This window comes from Pseudomonas sp. C321 (assembly GCF_055407105.1).
The window spans coordinates 97058-113856 of record NZ_JBUZRB010000005.1; the positions used below are offsets into that span (position 1 = coordinate 97058).

At 56.1% G+C, this 16799-nt stretch carries 13 protein-coding genes, 3 tRNA genes and 3 pseudogenes; 9 read left to right on the top strand and 10 right to left on the bottom strand.

Features of this window, described 5'->3' with window-relative positions; all coding sequences use genetic code 11:
* The first annotated feature begins 173 nt into the window (after nt 1-173).
* The 4 genes from ACZRJ6_RS16165 to ACZRJ6_RS16180 all read left to right on the top strand — a co-directional run bounded on the left by ACZRJ6_RS16165 (nt 174) and on the right by ACZRJ6_RS16180 (nt 5532).
* Complete coding sequence (locus ACZRJ6_RS16165) at nt 174-560, top strand: cupin domain-containing protein (RefSeq protein ID WP_463969541.1); 387 nt, start codon at nt 174-176, stop codon at nt 558-560.
* Between the two features lie 172 nt (nt 561-732).
* Entirely contained in the window at nt 733-2472 is a 1740-nt protein-coding gene (locus tag ACZRJ6_RS16170; protein ID WP_463969540.1) for a dipeptidase, read from the top strand.
* Between the two features lie 246 nt (nt 2473-2718).
* A complete protein-coding gene (locus ACZRJ6_RS16175) occupies nt 2719-4035 on the top strand; it encodes an alkaline phosphatase D family protein (protein ID WP_463969539.1) in 1317 nt (438 codons plus the stop codon).
* A gap of 204 nt (nt 4036-4239) precedes the next feature.
* Nucleotides 4240-5532 (top strand): hypothetical protein, encoded by a 1293-nt coding sequence (locus ACZRJ6_RS16180; RefSeq protein WP_463969538.1) that lies wholly within the window; start codon nt 4240-4242, stop codon nt 5530-5532.
* A 47-nt stretch (nt 5533-5579) separates the two neighbouring features.
* On the opposite strand, the pseudogene ACZRJ6_RS16185 reads toward ACZRJ6_RS16180, so the two are convergent.
* Nucleotides 5580-5654: pseudogene (locus ACZRJ6_RS16185) on the bottom strand (integrase); the annotation flags it as partial.
* Nucleotides 5655-5991: 337 nt separating this feature from the next.
* Here ACZRJ6_RS16185 and ACZRJ6_RS16190 point away from each other — a divergent pair.
* Nucleotides 5992-7659 (top strand): BCCT family transporter, encoded by a 1668-nt coding sequence (locus tag ACZRJ6_RS16190; RefSeq protein ID WP_463969537.1) that lies wholly within the window; start codon nt 5992-5994, stop codon nt 7657-7659.
* A gap of 221 nt (nt 7660-7880) precedes the next feature.
* On the opposite strand, the gene ACZRJ6_RS16195 is transcribed toward ACZRJ6_RS16190, so the two are convergent.
* Together ACZRJ6_RS16195 and ACZRJ6_RS16200 are read right to left on the bottom strand one after the other, a co-directional pair.
* A complete protein-coding gene (locus ACZRJ6_RS16195; protein WP_463969536.1) occupies nt 7881-8603 on the bottom strand; it encodes a 3'-5' exonuclease in 723 nt (240 codons plus the stop codon).
* Nucleotides 8603-10480, bottom strand: coding sequence for a DUF294 nucleotidyltransferase-like domain-containing protein (locus ACZRJ6_RS16200; protein ID WP_463969535.1), 1878 nt, complete (start codon nt 10478-10480; stop codon nt 8603-8605). Before ACZRJ6_RS16200 ends, ACZRJ6_RS16195 begins: the two co-directional genes overlap by 1 nt.
* Before the next feature lie 419 nt (nt 10481-10899).
* On the opposite strand from ACZRJ6_RS16200, the pseudogene ACZRJ6_RS16205 reads away from it, so the two are divergent.
* The 4 genes and pseudogenes from ACZRJ6_RS16205 to ACZRJ6_RS16220 all read left to right on the top strand — a co-directional run.
* A pseudogene (locus ACZRJ6_RS16205) lies at nt 10900-11156 on the top strand (TRAP transporter large permease subunit); the annotation flags it as partial.
* 55 nt (nt 11157-11211) lie between these two features.
* Nucleotides 11212-11646 carry a YeeE/YedE family protein gene (locus ACZRJ6_RS16210; RefSeq protein ID WP_463969534.1) on the top strand — a complete coding sequence of 145 codons (435 nt, stop codon included), beginning with the start codon at nt 11212-11214 and terminating at the stop codon, nt 11644-11646.
* Between the two features lie 2 nt (nt 11647-11648).
* A complete protein-coding gene (locus ACZRJ6_RS16215) occupies nt 11649-12104 on the top strand; it encodes a DUF6691 family protein (RefSeq protein WP_463969533.1) in 456 nt (151 codons plus the stop codon).
* A gap of 142 nt (nt 12105-12246) precedes the next feature.
* A complete protein-coding gene (locus tag ACZRJ6_RS16220) occupies nt 12247-12489 on the top strand; it encodes a hypothetical protein (RefSeq protein WP_463969532.1) in 243 nt (80 codons plus the stop codon).
* A gap of 134 nt (nt 12490-12623) precedes the next feature.
* On the opposite strand, the pseudogene ACZRJ6_RS16225 reads toward ACZRJ6_RS16220, so the two are convergent.
* The 7 genes and pseudogenes from ACZRJ6_RS16225 to gacA form a co-directional block, all read right to left on the bottom strand.
* A pseudogene (locus tag ACZRJ6_RS16225) lies at nt 12624-12891 on the bottom strand (tyrosine-type recombinase/integrase); the annotation flags it as partial.
* A 259-nt stretch (nt 12892-13150) separates the two neighbouring features.
* Nucleotides 13151-13226: transfer RNA gene (locus ACZRJ6_RS16230), tRNA-Gly, on the bottom strand.
* Nucleotides 13227-13229: 3 nt separating this feature from the next.
* A tRNA-Glu gene (locus ACZRJ6_RS16235) sits at nt 13230-13305 on the bottom strand.
* Nucleotides 13306-13409: 104 nt separating this feature from the next.
* Nucleotides 13410-13485, bottom strand: a tRNA-Gly gene (locus ACZRJ6_RS16240).
* Between the two features lie 63 nt (nt 13486-13548).
* Nucleotides 13549-14109: a CDP-diacylglycerol--glycerol-3-phosphate 3-phosphatidyltransferase gene (pgsA, locus tag ACZRJ6_RS16245; protein WP_133100138.1), complete on the bottom strand. Its 561-nt coding sequence runs from the start codon at nt 14107-14109 to the stop codon at nt 13549-13551.
* A gap of 33 nt (nt 14110-14142) precedes the next feature.
* On the bottom strand, nt 14143-16011 hold the full coding sequence (gene uvrC, locus ACZRJ6_RS16250) for an excinuclease ABC subunit UvrC (RefSeq protein ID WP_463969531.1): 1869 nt from the start codon (nt 16009-16011) through the stop codon (nt 14143-14145).
* Between the two features lie 16 nt (nt 16012-16027).
* Nucleotides 16028-16669, bottom strand: coding sequence for a response regulator transcription factor GacA (gene gacA / locus ACZRJ6_RS16255; RefSeq protein WP_133100139.1), 642 nt, complete (start codon nt 16667-16669; stop codon nt 16028-16030).
* Nucleotides 16670-16799 lie beyond the last annotated feature (130 nt).

The window sequence follows — 16799 nt, forward strand, 5'->3', positions numbered from 1 at the left end:
TTTACAAAACCGCTCGCCAACGCTATCAGGCTGACGAAATAGCCCTCGGTCGGTAGTCGTTGCCGCTTGTCGGCGTAACAGGCATCAGGCGGTGGATGCACAATCGTGCAATACGCGTGGGCATGGCGGGATTAACGTCAGGCTTCGACTTCTTGAACACCCGAGAGACCGCCATGCCTGACTCATCCGCTATCCCCCCATACACCGCGATCAACTTTTCACAAAAGTACGCCCTGTTCAGCGAACAGTGGACGCCCAAGGTCATCGCCCAGATGAACGACTACCAATTCAAGGCTGTGAAAATCGAAGGCGATTTCATCTGGCACAGTCATGCCGATACGGATGAAACCTTTATCGTCCTGGAGGGCAGGTTACGCATCGATTTTCGCGATGGTGCGGTGCTGATCAATCAAGGCGAAATGTATGTGGTGCCCAAAGGGGTTGAGCACAAACCTTATGCTGAAGGAGAGGTCAAGCTGCTGTTGATAGAGCCCTGTGGAGTGCTGAACACCGGCGATCAAGGGGGAGAACGGACGATGATGAATGACGTCTGGATCTAGTACACAGCTAACGCCCTGGGTCTTTTCGTTTCTGCGCCGCTTTTGCATTGCTGTGCGACAGATACTACTTCTGGGGCTCCCCTACCGCTCCCTCATGGTGTTAGCTTGGAAATGTTTCGTCTCATCTATCAGATATTTCTCACTTTCAACCTGCAAAGGAATGTCCCCAGCAATGGATTTCTCACTCAAGCACCTGGCTGCGACCACCCTGATCCTGGCCAGCCTTTCGTCGCTCACCACGGTTGCGCAGGCCAACATCACCCCGCAACAGAGCGCGACCATCCTCAAGACCTTCAGTGACACATCGGTCACGGATTTCAGGCAGTTCCTGGACCGCCTGGCCAAGAGCGACCTGGCCAAAACTGCCGATATCGGCCCGGCAATCAGTGCCTTCCTCGGTAACAAGACCCTTTCCCCTGAACAGCAGAACGAGATCCATCGTCTGCTTGGCCTCTATGCACGGGTGAAATACGGCAGCGCGGCCACCGAGACCCTTCGTGAGCTGGTGGCCATCCCAACCTTTCGCGTAGACGGCGTTGACCAGCACAACAATCCCGAATTCATCAAGATCGCCGACAAGATCAAAGGCCTTGCCCAGGCCTTCAACCTGAACTTTCGCAACATCGACAATCGCGTCTATGAAATCTCCCTGGAAGGCAGTGGCGATGAAGTCGTGGGCATTCACGCTCATGCCGATGTAGTGCCCGTGACGCCTGAGAACTGGGTCCTGGAAGACGGCACCCACCTCGATCCGTTCAAGGTCACCCTGGTGGGCGACCGCATGTATGGCCGGGGCACCGAGGATGACAAGAACGGCATCGTGGTGACGCTCTACGCCATGAAGATCATCAAGGAAGAGAAGCTGGCGCTGGCGAGAAATTTCAAGCTGCTGGTGGACACTACTGAGGAAACCACCGGCGACGCCATCCCCTATTACTTCGAACGCAACCCGACACCTAACTACAACCTGGCGCTGGATGGCGGCTACCCGGTAGTGATCGCCGAGAAAGGCTACGGCACCGTCATGGCGAACTTTTCCCGGCGTAAGGCAGAAGGCACTGGCGCCGAGATCACCTCGATGACGGGCGGCCTGGCAACCAACCAGATTCCATCGACCTCGGTCGCCACTCTTGTGAGTGACAAGCCCGCTGAATTGGCCGCCAGCCTGCAAAAGGCCGGTACCGACTATGCCAAGCGCAATGGCGGCAACTTCGGCGTGACCGCCAAGGTCGTCGGCAAGGACGTCAAGCTGACGGTTACCGGTGTTTCCGCCCACTCCTCCGAGCCCGAGTCAGGCGTCAATCCAGTGGCAAGGATGCTGGACTTCATCAATAGCCTCGACGGCAAGGTCGCGCTCAAGCACAACCACATCACCGACGCCGCCCGCTACGCCGCCGACAACTGGGGCCTGGACTACCTGGGTGGCAAATTGGGGGTTGGCTTTTCCGACAAGTTCATGGGACCGCTGACCGCTTCCCTGACCTATGTCGGGATGGATGACAAAGCCTTCAAGCTCGCGGTCAACCTGCGGGTGCCGGTCGGCAAGTCCCCGGAAACGCTCAAGAAAGAAATCGCCGATAAGCTTGGCGCCTGGAGCAAGAAGAGCCACATTGCGGTGGCCTTCGACTACTCGATCGCCGAGCCGATGTACCGCAACCCTGAGGGTGAGTGGGTCAAGGCCCTGCTGGCCGTGGCCAGCGAAAACCTGGGCCTGGAACACAAGTACGGCACCTCCGCCGGCGCCACCTCAGTACATGAACTGCCTAATGGCGTGCAATTCGGCCTGGCGATGCCGAACGTCAAGTACACCGGCCACACCGACAACGAGTTCAAGACCGTCAACCAGTTCCTGCTGGACCTGCAGGTCGTGACCGAAATGATGGGCCGTATTGGGCAGTTGCCGAAGCTCTGACTCCCCGTTCAGACCCGCCACTCTGGCGGGTCTACCCTCCCCAGCATCAGTGCACCGAGTGCTTGCCGAGAAAACTGGCATACGCCATTTTGGCATCTACAATTCACTCACGCGCGCCTTGGACAATGTAACGAAGCCATTTGCTCACCAGAACAAGCTGTTCGATTCGTAGCATCCTCAGCGCATATCAGCCAAGCCGGCAACGTCTTGGCAAGCTTAGGAACCGCATACAAAAGGAACATTCGAATGCCAAGACTTATTCTGGGACACACTACGGGCACTTCCGCCAAGATCTGGGTCAGAGCGTCAGCCCGCTGGCCAGTTGCCTTCGTTCAGTTAATCAACCCAGCCAGCAACAAGAAATTGGATGAATTCCCTATCCTAACCCAGGAATCCGAGTTCTTTACCGCTGTTCATGAGTTCACCGGATTGACTGCCAACACTGATTACAAGGTGAAGGTAGCCTTTGGGAAAAGACTCGAAGACCCAACTGATGCACGCATAAGGGATGCCTACGCCGAAGGCCGATTCAAGACTTTCCCGAAAACCAGCAAGCAACCATTCACCTTTTTGCTCGGCTCCTGCAACCTGCACTCACTTGGCATCCTGGAACGGCCAGACCAGTCTTGGGTAACTATCTCCAGAGTCGCAGCAAAAACCCAGGCGCGCTTCATGATCCATGCAGGCGACCAGATATATGCCGATATTCCGCTCAAGCCTGAGGCCAGCCTGGAACATTATCGGGACAAGTATCTGGACGCCTGGGATGACTGCATCCCGGCCAAGAAAGTACTGACCGAACTGCCGCATTACATGATCCTGGATGACCACGAGATCATTAATAATTACGAAAATGGTCGCGGTGGACTCGGGAGTACCTTGCCGCGCATAGCACTCAAAGCCTACTGGGAATTCCAACACTCTCACAACCCCATCACACTGGGCGCCCCCGACCAGTACTACTACACCTTCAGCTATGGCGACGTTCAATTCTTCGTGCTTGATACGCGCACTTCACGCATATCCGGGCTTGGGCAAATGATCGACGACAAGCAACTCCAAAACTTGCTCGCCTGGATGGGTCAGTACAAGAACAACACCAAGTTCATCGTTACCAGCGTTCCCTTCGTGGGAGCAGTGAAGAACCCGGAGCAGGATAAATGGTGTGATCCAGCCTTCAAGGTTCAACGAGAAAAGATCCTGGAATACATCCTGAAGAATGGCATCAGTAATGTTGTATTCCTGACCGGCGACATGCACACCTCGTACTGCGCCGACATGGAAATATCTGATAGCGCAGGAAACAAGACCGTTATCCACGAACTCATGTCTAGTCCGATCAACCAATTCACACCCAGTCTGCCTCTGGAGTTCCATTACGAGTCGCCCAAGACAGAGACGAGGGATGGACTTCAATACAAGTCCACGATCAGGAAAAACACTTTCTATGGCGCCCACTCGAACGTCATGAGCATCACTGTCGCCAGCGGTCAGCCCATCGAGTTCAGCATCTTCAGAACTACGGCGGATTCGATCAAGCCTGCGCTCAAGGGGAAGGTCTGAGTCAGGTTCTAGGATGGCTTAATGTTCCGCAGCGTCCAGGTATTTCCCGCGAGAGGAAACACCTCATCTCCCCATCCAAGGGCTGACACCATGACGATATTCAGGCTCAATCCAAAACTGATGGCGATCGGCGACTCGCTACCCCAAGGCTGCAGGAGCCTGACAGTAAAGGCGGAGTACTGTGCGCAGTCCTGGCCAGCCAGAATGGCTGCCGAACAGGGCTGGAGCTTCGTATCCCCCGATCATCCACGGCCGGTGTTATTCGACCTTGAAGAAGAGCTCAGGCGCCTGGATCCCGTACTGCTCTCCCCCAAGACGCTCGCCTTGGCAGCCGGCCTGCCAGCGCGACTGACAAACAACCTCAAACAGTGGCGCACGCAAGCGCCGGACTCAAGGAGCCAGTCCTTCGATAACCTTGCCATCGCCGGAAGCGAGGTTCACGACCTGTATAGTTGCTCGGCCAGGCGTTATGAAAGCGACATAAGCGATCGCACCCAAGGCAATATACTGGAGCACCTCGACAGCATTCCCGATCTGCACGTCGCAATCAACGGCAAGTACGTACTGAACCCGCAAAACCATCCCGACTTCAATGACTTTTCCCCGCTGGACTGGGTTGAGGCTCGGCAGCCGGAAACCCTACTGATCCAATCAGGACACAACCACGGGCTGTTCGAGTTCGGCTTCCAAGGGAAACCTGGACTTGGCATTACCCAAGGGGAAGACCCAGAAGGCCGCGGTTACTTCGAACAATGGGAAGTGGTGGCGCAGCGCATCGCAAAGTTACCCGCAGGCGTACACCAGGTAGTGATCGTGCTACTGCCGAAGGTTAGCGCAGTAGCTGCCCTGCTGCCGACGTCCAACGACCGCCAGGACGGCTATGCCGAAGCTTATCTTGCCCGGCTGCAGCCTAGCGCCGCCAGGCTTCCCGGCACCTTGGTAGCCAGCGTCGACCGGAATGTGGCGGAGGTTAACCAGCGCATCCGGCAGACCTTCATTCAGGCCGCGGCCGCGACCCACAGCGAGAACCGACTGCACTTTATAGACAGCTACAAACAGCTGGACGAGATCGACTACAAGAATCATCTGGACCCGCACCTGCGCCTACGGGCAACCCCTGAGCAACTCGTCGACAACCGTTACCTGGACGGCAAGCTGGACTTTTCCTCACCACAGCTGACTCGCCTGAAGGCCGGCGGTTACCTGAGCGTGGACGGCATGCACCCAAGCGGTTTGGGATATGCCGATATCGCTTCCAAGGTTATGACCGAGCTCAACTTACCCCATGACCGTGAGCGACTCTTGGCCAGAGCGTTCAGGGAAGACAAACTGCTCAGTAACTACCCCCTGGAACTGGATGCAGTGACCCGCTATATCGACATGCTCAGGTCTTTCAGTCTGGCCAACTGGTTTGTCCCCGAGATTACTCCCACACTGCGTGACGACACCCATTTGATCCAGACCCTTGACCTGTTCTCCAGGCCCTTCTTCAGATAACGCCGCGCCCCCCGACACAAGCCACTTGCGTTTGGTTGTTTACGGTACTCATAGGGGTTGATGCCTTGGGCAGCCAAGGCACACGCCTCATCACGTCGCGCCTGGGCTTCTCTGAGGCTGACTTGCGGATAACTCTACCCAGGGGCCAGATGCTCATCTCGCTACCCAAGCTGCCCCAGCAACCGTCCGGCCCATTGAAATTTAAGGGGTTTATTTTCTTGCCGAAGCAGGAAAAGACTCAATTCTGGACTTGTTTGCACTCAATCGAACAGATTGAAGCCCACAAAGAAGTCATGTGGTTGTGACCTATTCGATCGAAGGGCTATGCAATAGGCAGGTTTTGCCGGTTTTGTTCTCAAAGCTTGTTAGGATAAAGGCACTTACATCTCGTTTTACCATAGGAACAGCGGGGATAATGACAACTGCACGTTAAGACGTGCCAACAATAAGGAGATTCTCATGGTTGAAAAGCCTACGGATGATCGGCCTAACACCCCTCACGTCGCCAGTGAGGACGGTATTCCTGCTCCTAGTGGAGCTGCCAATCTGATCGACACTGACTATGTCATTGGTCAAGACAATATCAAGGGAGAGTTTTCGTTCTCGCTCGATATCCACGGCAAAGTCTTCATCATTTCAGCGGCCACCATTTTACTGTTCGTGATTTTGACACTGGCCTTGCAGAATGAAGTAGAACCACTCTTCAGCGCCATTCGAAACTGGTTGACCAGCCATCTCGCCTGGCTCTTCATGAGCATTGCGAATGTTTTTGTCGTGCTGTGCATTGCGCTGATTTTCTCCCCGCTGGGAAAGGTGCGTTTGGGCGGCAGAGATGCCAAACCAGACCACTCCTACGTCGGATGGTTTTCAATGCTGTTTGCCGCGGGCATGGGCATTGGGTTGATGTTTTACGGCGTAGCCGAACCCATGTCGCATTACGCGGCGTCCATGGGAGGCGTGACAGTCGATGCGAGCGGAGTGCGTACGGACTGGGCGCCCCTGGGAGGTGCCGCGGGTGATATGAAGGCGTCCGCCGACTTAGCGATGGCCGCTACGATCTTTCACTGGGGGCTTCATCCCTGGGCGATATATGCGATTGTTGCGTTGTCCCTAGCGTTGTTTTCTTACAACAAGGGCTTACCGCTTTCGATACGCTCAATTTTCTATCCGTTACTGGGTGAGCGCGTTTGGGGATGGCCAGGGCATATCATCGATATTCTGGCGGTATTCGCCACACTATTCGGGTTGGCGACTTCTCTGGGCATTGGGGCAGAACAGGCTGCTGCGGGGATTGAATATCTCTTCGGAATACAATCGACGAATCTGAGCAAGGTCGTGCTGATCGTTGGCATCACCTTAATCGCTCTGTGGTCAGTCCTTGCGGGCCTGGATAAGGGCGTCAAGATGCTTTCCCAGATCAATATGGGACTCGCATTGCTCTTGCTGGTGTTTATCATCGTCGTGGGGCCGACCTTGGCGATCTTCACGGGTTTCTTCAAGAACCTGGTGACGTATGTTGAATACCTGCCGGCGCTGTCAAATCCATTCGGCCGCACTGACACTCAATTCACCCAAGGCTGGACGGCCTTCTACTGGGCGTGGTGGATCAGTTGGTCGCCGTTTGTAGGCATGTTTATCGCGCGTGTCAGTCGTGGTCGAACGGTCAGAGAGTTTCTGATCTCGGTCCTGCTTGTGCCGTCAGTGGTTTCTGTGCTGTGGATGACAACGTTCGGCGGAACGGCCATTGATCAAGCGACCTTACAGGGCCTGATGGGTGTCAAGGACGCGGTGCTGGAACTGAAGTTGTTCGCCATGCTGGGAGAGTTGCCGCTTAAAGAGATCTCCTCACTCCTGGGCATCGTTCTGGTCATTGTGTTTTTTATTACCTCCTCGGACTCAGGCTCCCTGGTAATCGACACGATCACCGCCGGGGGCAAGGTGGATGCGCCGGTGCCTCAACGTGTGTTCTGGGCGATCATTGAGGGCGTGATTGCGATTGCCCTTCTATTGGGTGGAGGTCTGGTGGCACTGCAGGCGATGGCCGTCTCAACAGGGTTGCCGTTCGCTATCGTTCTCATGCTTGGGTGTATATCCCTCGTGAAAGGACTGATGTCTGAGCCTCGTTAGTGAACAGGGGCTAAGGCATACGTAACTTTCGCTTCTAGCTTCAAGGTGCAACACGCCAATACGATTGCACCTTGAAGTTTGTTGGCGCCCCCCACCAGCCTTTACTGGGTCAGCTTTGGGTCAGCGGCAACACATTGCCCACCTGTAGCAAATCGCTGCCACACCGAGGCCATCGAATGGTGCTAGCCTCGCGTATTAAACCCTGAACCTCAGCAACTGACTCAGTTCCACAACTTGCCAACCGACGTGGATGTCGAATAGTGAGTCGCTATCTGCGCCTGCAACAATTCAGCTGTCGCGAGGGCATCGGTTAATGCGTGGTGGGCGTGATACGCCGGGAGCCCTAGCCGCGTGCGACTATCCGCCAACCGTATGGACTGCTGTGAGCGCCCCATGAGTCGGGCGAACCAACCCAGTTTCTGCCGATGCAATCGAGCCTCTAGCTGCATCGTATCGATGACCGGAAATTCCAGCCCCTCCCCTAGATGCCTACGCACTGCCTGATCCAAAAAGGCCCGCTCAATATTCCGATAATGGACGACCATCACCTTGCCTGCCATGGCCTCCAGCAACGGGGCTAGCACCTGCTCAAAGGTGGGAGCATCTGAAATTTCAGCATGGGTTATGTGATGAAACGTCACTGACTTTTCATTCAGCTCGGACGATGGTTTTATCACCCAGTAAAGCGAGCTCCCACAATAAATGCGCTGCAGCGTGAACGGCATTACCCCGATGCTCACAATGCTGTCAGCCTGTGCATCAAGGCCGGTGGTTTCCACGTCCATGGCCAGCAGTTGCACGCTGTCAATGGATGCCTGTGCCGAGACCGCGCCGGCTTGATAGAACTGTCGCAAGCGGCTGTTAACGGCATTTTCTGCCAGGGTCTCGAACCTGGCAGACCACTCGAGCATTTTATGATTGGGCTGCGCTTTCACGTGCTTCATCACGAGAGGCGACCCTTGGGCGGATAACGAAAGCGCAAGAAATTCTGGCCATTACTCAAGACCTGAAACGCCTCTTTTAGGTTATATCGCTCACTGCTGGAAAAGCGCTCCGGTTCGATGTAGTTATTGAGCGCAGCCCCCTGCTCCAGTGCGTCCACCTGGTGTCGAATTCGCACCATCGACAGGAACTCCAGCGCATATCGAAGTTGCTTTAATGCTTCAGGCGGAATGACGTTGCTGCTCGCTATGGCATCCATGCGGTCAAATGAATTCTGCGCGGTACTGCCACAGGCGAGCGCATGGATGCGGATCAGGTCGGTCAGCGGTGCAGTGCCTCGCCCCTTGAGGTTGATAATCCGTTTGTGCTGCCCATCTGTCTCAACGACAAAAGTACGGAAGAAGCCCAGTGGCGGCGTCCGGTTAAGGGCAATCCGCGCCATGGCGCTCAGAAAAACAGGGTGTGCGCTGGATTTTCGAGCACACAGAACCTTAAGTTCCTGTACAAGCTCGAGCTCGCCAAACACACCATCAAGATCGAAAAAAATACAACTGTTCAGCAACGTCGTCGGGTTAGGCTTTTCGATCCACTGATCAAAATAACTTCGCCATACCCTCAATGGCTGACGCCACTGATCGTTCGTGGCCATGATCCCGCCCTTGCAATAGCTGTAGCCGCACGCGGCCAGGCCATCACTGACAAAAGTTGCCAACGCGCGGAAGTAAGCATCGTGCTGGATCGGATCGAAGCTGTCGTCGAGCACCAGGGCATTATCCTGGTCCGTCACCAATAACTGCTCATCACGCGCCATGGAACCCAGCACCATGAAGCAGTAAGGCACCGGAGGCGGCCCCAGTTTTTTCTCTGCCAGTTCCAGTAAACGCTGGGTAAAGGCCCGGCCAATACCGGAAATCGCGCTGCCAATCATGTGCGCCGTCGCACCGTCACGCACCATGCGGATGTAGGTTCCGCGCAGGTCACGTAAAAGCGATTTCAAACCGTCGACCGAAGTCTGGTTAGAGATTCTGTTTACCAGGTGCAAACTGCTGTGTGACTCGTAGCGGATGATATCCGACAGGTTGATCAGTCCGATCGGATGGCCATGATGGACCACAGGCAGGTGGTGAATATTACGGCGCAACATCACCAGCATCGCTTCAAACACTGAGTCGTCTGCGCCTATCGCTACCGGCTCGACCGTCATTATGTCTCGGACAGACGTTTCGTCAGCGTTTCGGCCTGCCGCGACAACGCGTGTGCGAAGGTCCCTATCGGTCACAATCCCTTCTATTTCAGCCGCCTGCAAGCCCGCTGATGACATCACCAGAACGCAAGAAACGCTTTGTTCTGTCATGATTTTTGCCGCGGCGCCGACGCAGGTATCCGACGTAACCCACACCAAGGGCCGGGAGATAAGGGCTCGGCATTTGAGCTGAATAAGCTCACTCGCACGCCCCTGCGCCTCAACGGCAGTCTTGAGCCTGGAGTGCCCCTCAGCTTCGACGAAGTCGGCGAAAGCATCATGCTGCGCGCACAGGTCAGCGAAGACGTCGGCGGGTATGTAATAGATCAGGCTATCTTCCAAGGCTCTGGCGGGAAAACGCACCTTGTTACTGCGCAACAAACCGGCCTGACCGAAGAGGTCGCCTTCGACAAGTCGGTTGTAGAGTTCGCCATTGCGCCGGTAAATCTCCACCGCACCGCTACGTACATAGTGCAAGTCATGAATGATTGCGCCCGCTTCAAGGATGTCACTGCCGGCCTTGAAATAACTCACTTCTACCCGCCGAGCGATGGCGTCTACCGATTCCTTTGGCAGCGTATCAAATGGAGCGAAACGATAGAGGTGGTCGCTAATCTCCTGTAACTCGATTTGCATGAAACCTCGAAATGCTGAAAAGAATTAAAGTTGCGAGCGCCCTACATGGCGAAGGGAAGTCGTCTTTCTGTGTAGCCCACCACATCACATCCCGATACGAGGATCAAGCGCCACGTCTGATCTACGCTATGAGTTGCAACAACTGCTGCGCAACGGCTGGCCGTAATATGTGCAATTTCGGCAAGAGCGGCATTCACTGAATGCTCAATCGGCGCTACGTAGGCCTGCCATCCGCCATCGGTGTGATGGGCATTGCCTCGGGCCTGTCACTGTTGAATATGGCATCCGATGCGCTGGGTTTTCATGCCTTGTATACCCTTGAGCAATCGCTGGTGGAGTCCATCGACTTTTCCGAACTGCTGATGCAAGGCATGCCATTTCCCCTGGGCCCAGATGTAGGTGATAGCGCCGCACCAGACCTGATCCTGGCGCCGATCCTTTTTCCGATTGCCATGAAGCTGGGTATCGACCCGACTCATCTTGGGATCATCATGGTGGTCAATCTGGAGATCGGCTTGATCATACCTCCGGTCGGTCTGAACTTGTTCGTGACGTCCGCGGTGACAGGCATGTCAGTGCCTGCCACCATCAGGTGCTCTTGCTACTGTTCCTGGTGCTGATTACCGATGTACCCTGGATTACCTTGGCACTGCCCAATTGGCTGGGCATGAATTAATGCCCGCCCTCCCCAATCAGTCATCCTCCTCAGAGCCCCCTAAAAGGAAATCGCTATGATCGATATGAGCCACTTCACGCCGCTGAGTGCATGGGTCGGTGGCCTATTGATCGGCACGGGCGCCGTGCTGTTGATACTGTTCAACGGACGCATCGCCGGCATCAGCGGCATCGTCGGCGGTCTGCTACGCCCGGTGACCGGGGATGTCGCCTGGCGAGCGACATTTGTGCTGGGACTGTTGATGGCACCAGTGGTTTACCAACTTGTCGCGCCATTGCCTGCGGTGCAGATCGACGCCGGTTATCCACTCTTGATCCTTGCCGGCCTGCTGGTCGGTATTGGCACACGCTATGGGGCTGGCTGTACCAGCGGTCATGGTGTGTGTGGCCTGTCGCGTTTATCCCTGCGCTCCGCGGTCGCCACACTCGTGTTCATGAGCGCGGGTTTCATGACCGTTTTTGTCGTTGGCCATCTCCTGGGAGGCCTTTGAGCATGCCGCTTTTTTATGCGTGGGTTGCCGGTTTGGTGTTCGGTATCGGCTTGCTGGTTTCCGGAATGACAAACCCGGCCAAAGTCATAGGTTTCCTCGACGTGAGCGGACGCTGGGATCCCTCACTGGCCTTTGTCATGGGCGGCGCCATTGCGGTGGCGGCAGCAGGTTTCAAGTTCGCAAGAACGCGAACCCAATCGCTACTGGGGCTGCCGATGAACCTGCCCACCGCTCGAAATATCGATCGGCGCCTGGTCATGGGTAGCCTTCTGTTCGGCGTCGGTTGGGGCGTGGCGGGTATTTGTCCGGGGCCCGCTGTGGTGCTGCTAGGCTCGGGCATTCCTGAAGGTGTTGTTTTTGTCATCGCCATGTTAGCCGGCATGGGACTCTTTGAATGGCTCGAGCGACGCAAACGTCGTGGAACGTCGATCAGCGCCTGCGTGGATAAACCCACCTGAATCAGGTTCGCCAGCGAACAGACGTTGAGCAACAGCAGGGTGCACCGTGTCCTTGGGAAAGTCGAATAATCGGCCAGCAGCGTTTCCTTGTGCCGAGAACATCAATCGGTGCTCACCAAAGGACAGTCCTATGTTACCAAGCATGCAAGACCTGGAGGATTACACCATTGCGGCGACCGATGGCGATATCGGCGAAGTGAAAGACTTCTATTTCGATAATGAGGCGTGGGTGATCCGTTACTTCATCGTCGAGGCAGGAGCCTGGGTGTCAGCGGGATTCAATTTCGCGAGCCACTGCCGCGCCAGCACTGCCCATCAACCCGAAAGACGACACGCCGGCCGCGACCGACAGCCGGTCAGCCTCCACCCTCTGTCGCACTGTTAACAAGTGCGGTCTGGCTACTCAGCTCAGATTCGCAATTCAACCTGCTCATGCTTTTTCACTCTCTTAAACAGCACCAAAATCAATGACCACGCGCGATGGAACATCGCCGTGCTCAAGGCGCTCGAAAATCTGGTTGATCGCCGACCAAGCATTGGCAGGACGTCTTTTTTGAAGACTCTCAGGATTTGCGAGAGCGTGCTCTGGCGACCTTCCTCCAGGCTCAGCCTGCGGAACGCAACCCATTGATCAAACACCGCTTCAAAGGTGTGCTCTGCCGCATTACGAACAGAGCGACGCTGCTGTTTACGATGCTCATAAGGATTGATGCCTTGAGCAACCAAGGCGCGCGCCTCATCACGGCGTCCACGCGCAACTGCCCAGAGACATGCGCTTCTGCTGGCCGAACGGTGGTATCCGAGAGTGCTATAGCGAGCTCCTGATCAGAGTCAGGGCCAGATGCTCATCTCGCTATCCAAGCTGCTCCAGCAACAAACCGATTCAGTGCGCGTCCGAATTCAAGACCCTCATTCGGGACTCAACTCAGGACTTAAACTCACTGGATGGTGCTGGATTTCAGTGGTTCCCGCCGGAACGAAAAAAGGACCCGAAGGTCCTTTTTTCAATCGCTGCAGAGCTCAGTAGAACTCTGCAGCGCAATGTTTGGAGCGGGAAACGAGACTCGAACTCGCGACCCCGACCTTGGCAAGGTCGTGCTCTACCAACTGAGCTATTCCCGCAAATGGCGTCCCCTAGGGGACTCGAACCCCTGTTACCGCCGTGAAAGGGCGGTGTCCTAGGCCACTAGACGAAGGGGACACGCTAACTGAAACACATGGTGTGTATTCCAGTGTCCAGACCCTAGCTCGAAAGCTTGGCCCTGGTTTCACTCAGTGCCACCCGAAGGCAACACTGCTTAAAAATGGAGCGGGAAACGAGACTCGAACTCGCGACCCCGACCTTGGCAAGGTCGTGCTCTACCAACTGAGCTATTCCCGCGTCTTGGTGGTGCGCATTCTATAGAATCCACATCACCCGTCAACCCCTTGATTCAAAAAAGTTTTATTTCTTTTCAACGGTGGTCCGCAGATGAGGCCAGGCGGCGCGCAGGTATTGGATCATGGACCACAGGGTCAGGCCTGCGGCAATCAGCAGCAAAGCATAGCCCAGCAGCACCCAGAAGGTGAAGTTCGACGGATTAGCCAGCAGGATCACCAGGGCGAGCATTTGCGCCGCGGTTTTCCATTTGCCCATATTGGAGACCGCCACGTGGGCGCGTGCGCCGATTTCGGCCATCCATTCGCGCAAGGCAGAGACGACTATCTCACGACCGATGATCACGGCGGCTGGCAGGGTCAGCCAGAGATTGCCGTGTTCCTGCACCAGCAGCACCAGGGCAACCGCCACCATCAGCTTGTCGGCCACGGGATCGAGAAACGCGCCAAACGGCGTGCTCTGCTCCAGGCGACGGGCCAGGTAGCCGTCCAGCCAGTCGGTCGCCGCCGCAAAGGCGAAGACCGAACTGGAGGCCATGTAACTCCATTCGTACGGCAGGTAAAACAGCAAAATGAAAATCGGAATGAGCAGGACGCGTAGTACGGTGATCAGATTAGGGATATTCATCGGCACAACTGGCTACGAGGTGAGTTAGGCATTCTACTCGCTGTGCAGGTTTGCATAAATCAACTCAGCGAGCTTTTTACTGATACCAGGGGCTTTGGCTATTTCGTCGATGCTGGCACGCGATAGTTCCTGCAAGCCACCAAAATGTTTTAACAGTTCCCGCCGACGCTTGGGCCCCACGCCTGCGATCCCTTCCAGGGTTGAGGTACGCCGGGTTTTGCCGCGTCGGGCACGGTGGCCGGTAATGGCAAAACGGTGAGCTTCATCGCGGATCTGCTGAATCAAGTGCAGCGCCGGCGAGTCTCCCCGCAAAGTGAACTCATGAGCCGCATCATTCAAGTACAACGTTTCAAAACCGGCCTTGCGGGTAGCACCCTTGGCCACGCCGAGCAGGATCAGATCAGGCACCGCCAGCTCATTGAGCACATCGCGGGCCATGGACAGCTGGCCCTTGCCGCCGTCCACCAGCAGGATATCCGGCAGCTTACCCTCGCCATCCTTCAATTTGCTGAAGCGCCGGGTCAAGGCCTGATGCATGGCCGCGTAGTCATCGCCAGCGGTGATACCTTCGATGTTGTAGCGTCGATAATCGGACTTGATCGGTCCTTCCGGCCCAAATACCACGCAGGACGCCACCGTCGCCTCGCCGCTGGAGTGGCTGATGTCGTAGCACTCCAGGCGCTGGGGCGGCTCATCGAGCTTGAGGACCTCGGCCAAGGCTTCAAAACGCGCGGCGACGTGCTGTCGATTCGCCAGGCGCGCGCTCAAGGCCTGTTCGGCGTTGGTCACGGCAAGCTGCTGCCAGCGGGCACGGGTACCACGTACCCGGTGACTGATGTCCAGTTCGCGGCCGCGCAGTTTGTAAATCGCCTCGATCAGCACAGGAAAGTCTTCATGGACCACGTTGACGATCAGTTCGCCAGGCAAGTCGCGCTCGGGACTGCTGACGTAGTATTGGCCCAGGAACGCCGCCATGACCTCGGCGACCTCTTCTTGTATACCGGTTTGCGGGAAGAAATTCTTGCTGCCCAATACCCGCCCGCCACGCACGCTGATCAAGTGCACACAGGCACCGCCCGGGTTGACGAAGGCGGCGATGACATCGACGTCGCCGGTGCCACCTTCCATACTTTGCTGGTCCTGGACCCGACGCAGAAACGACACCTGGTCACGCAGTTCGGCGGCGCGCTCGAAATCCAGGGTGCTGGCCGCCTGCTCCATGGCGCCGGACAGCTCGTCGGCCAGGGCATTGCTGCGCCCTTCGAGGAACATCACCGAGTGACGCACGTCCTCGGCATATTCCTGGGGCTCGACCAGGCCTACGCATGGCGCCTTGCAGCGCTTGATCTGGTATTGCAGACACGGGCGAGTACGGTTCTTGTAGAAGCTGTCTTCGCACTGGCGCACGAAGAAAGCCTTTTGCAGCAGGCTCAAGCTTTCGCGGATCGCGCCGGCGCTGGGGTAAGGTCCAAAGTACTTGCCCTTCTGCTTCTTCGCGCCACGATGGATGCTCAGGCGCGGAAAGTCACCGTCCGATAAAAATACATACGGGTAGGATTTATCGTCACGCAGCAGGATGTTGTAGGGCGGCCGCCATTCCTTGATCAGCGTCTGCTCAAGCAGCAGCGCCTCGGTTTCGTTGGCAGTGATGGTGGTTTCCACCTGGGCAATACGCCCCACTAGCGCAGCGGTTTTCGGCGCCAGGCCGGACTTGCGAAAGTAACTCGCCAAGCGGCTCTTCAGGTTTTTGGCTTTACCGACGTAAAGCAGGCGCGCATCACTGTCGAACATGCGATACACGCCGGGACGGCCACTGCAGGTTGCGAGAAAGGCACTCGAATTAAACGGGACACTTATTTCAGAGCTTGGTATTTCAGAGCTTGGTATTTCAGCGCTTGGCATTTCAGATACCGACATTTCAGGCGCTGGCGTCCACCATGCCGTGGCGAACCGCCAGCAGGGTCAATTCAACATCGCTGCTAATAGACAGCTTCTCGAAAATTCGATAACGGTAGGTGTTCACGGTTTTCGGCGACAGGCACAGCTTGTCAGAAATCGACTGAACTTTCTGGCAGCCGACAATCATCAAGGCGATCTGGATCTCCCGCTCCGACAGCGCATCGAACGGCGAGTCACTGGTGGGCTGGAACGATTTGATAGCCAACTGTTGGGCAATCTGCGGGCTGATGTAACGCTGGCCGGCAAACACCAGGCGAATGGCCTGGACCATTTCTGCCAGACCCGCGCCTTTTGTCAGGTAGCCGGCGGCACCCGCTTGTAGAAGCCGCGTAGGAAATGGATCTTCCTCACACACAGTGACTACGACGACCTTGATGTCTGGATGGCTGCGCAACAGCTTGCAAGTGGCGCCAAGACCGCCAATACCGGGCATTTTGACGTCCATCAAAACCACATCAGGCTTCAACTCCCGGGCCTTGATCAGGGACTCCTCCCCTGACTCGGCCTGGCCGACTACTTGTAGGCCATCGATGTCAGCCAGCATTCGTGTAATGCCTGTACGAACGAGATCATGGTCATCGACTACTAGCACCCTAATCAAGCAGACACCTCGCGATATGGTCTTATAGGTTGCTGAACACCTTAGCAAAAAACCAAGGCACAGACCTAGCTGCAAGCGTCATATATATAGAGTTTCAATACACTACGAGCGTCTACCGAGCGGCAGACGG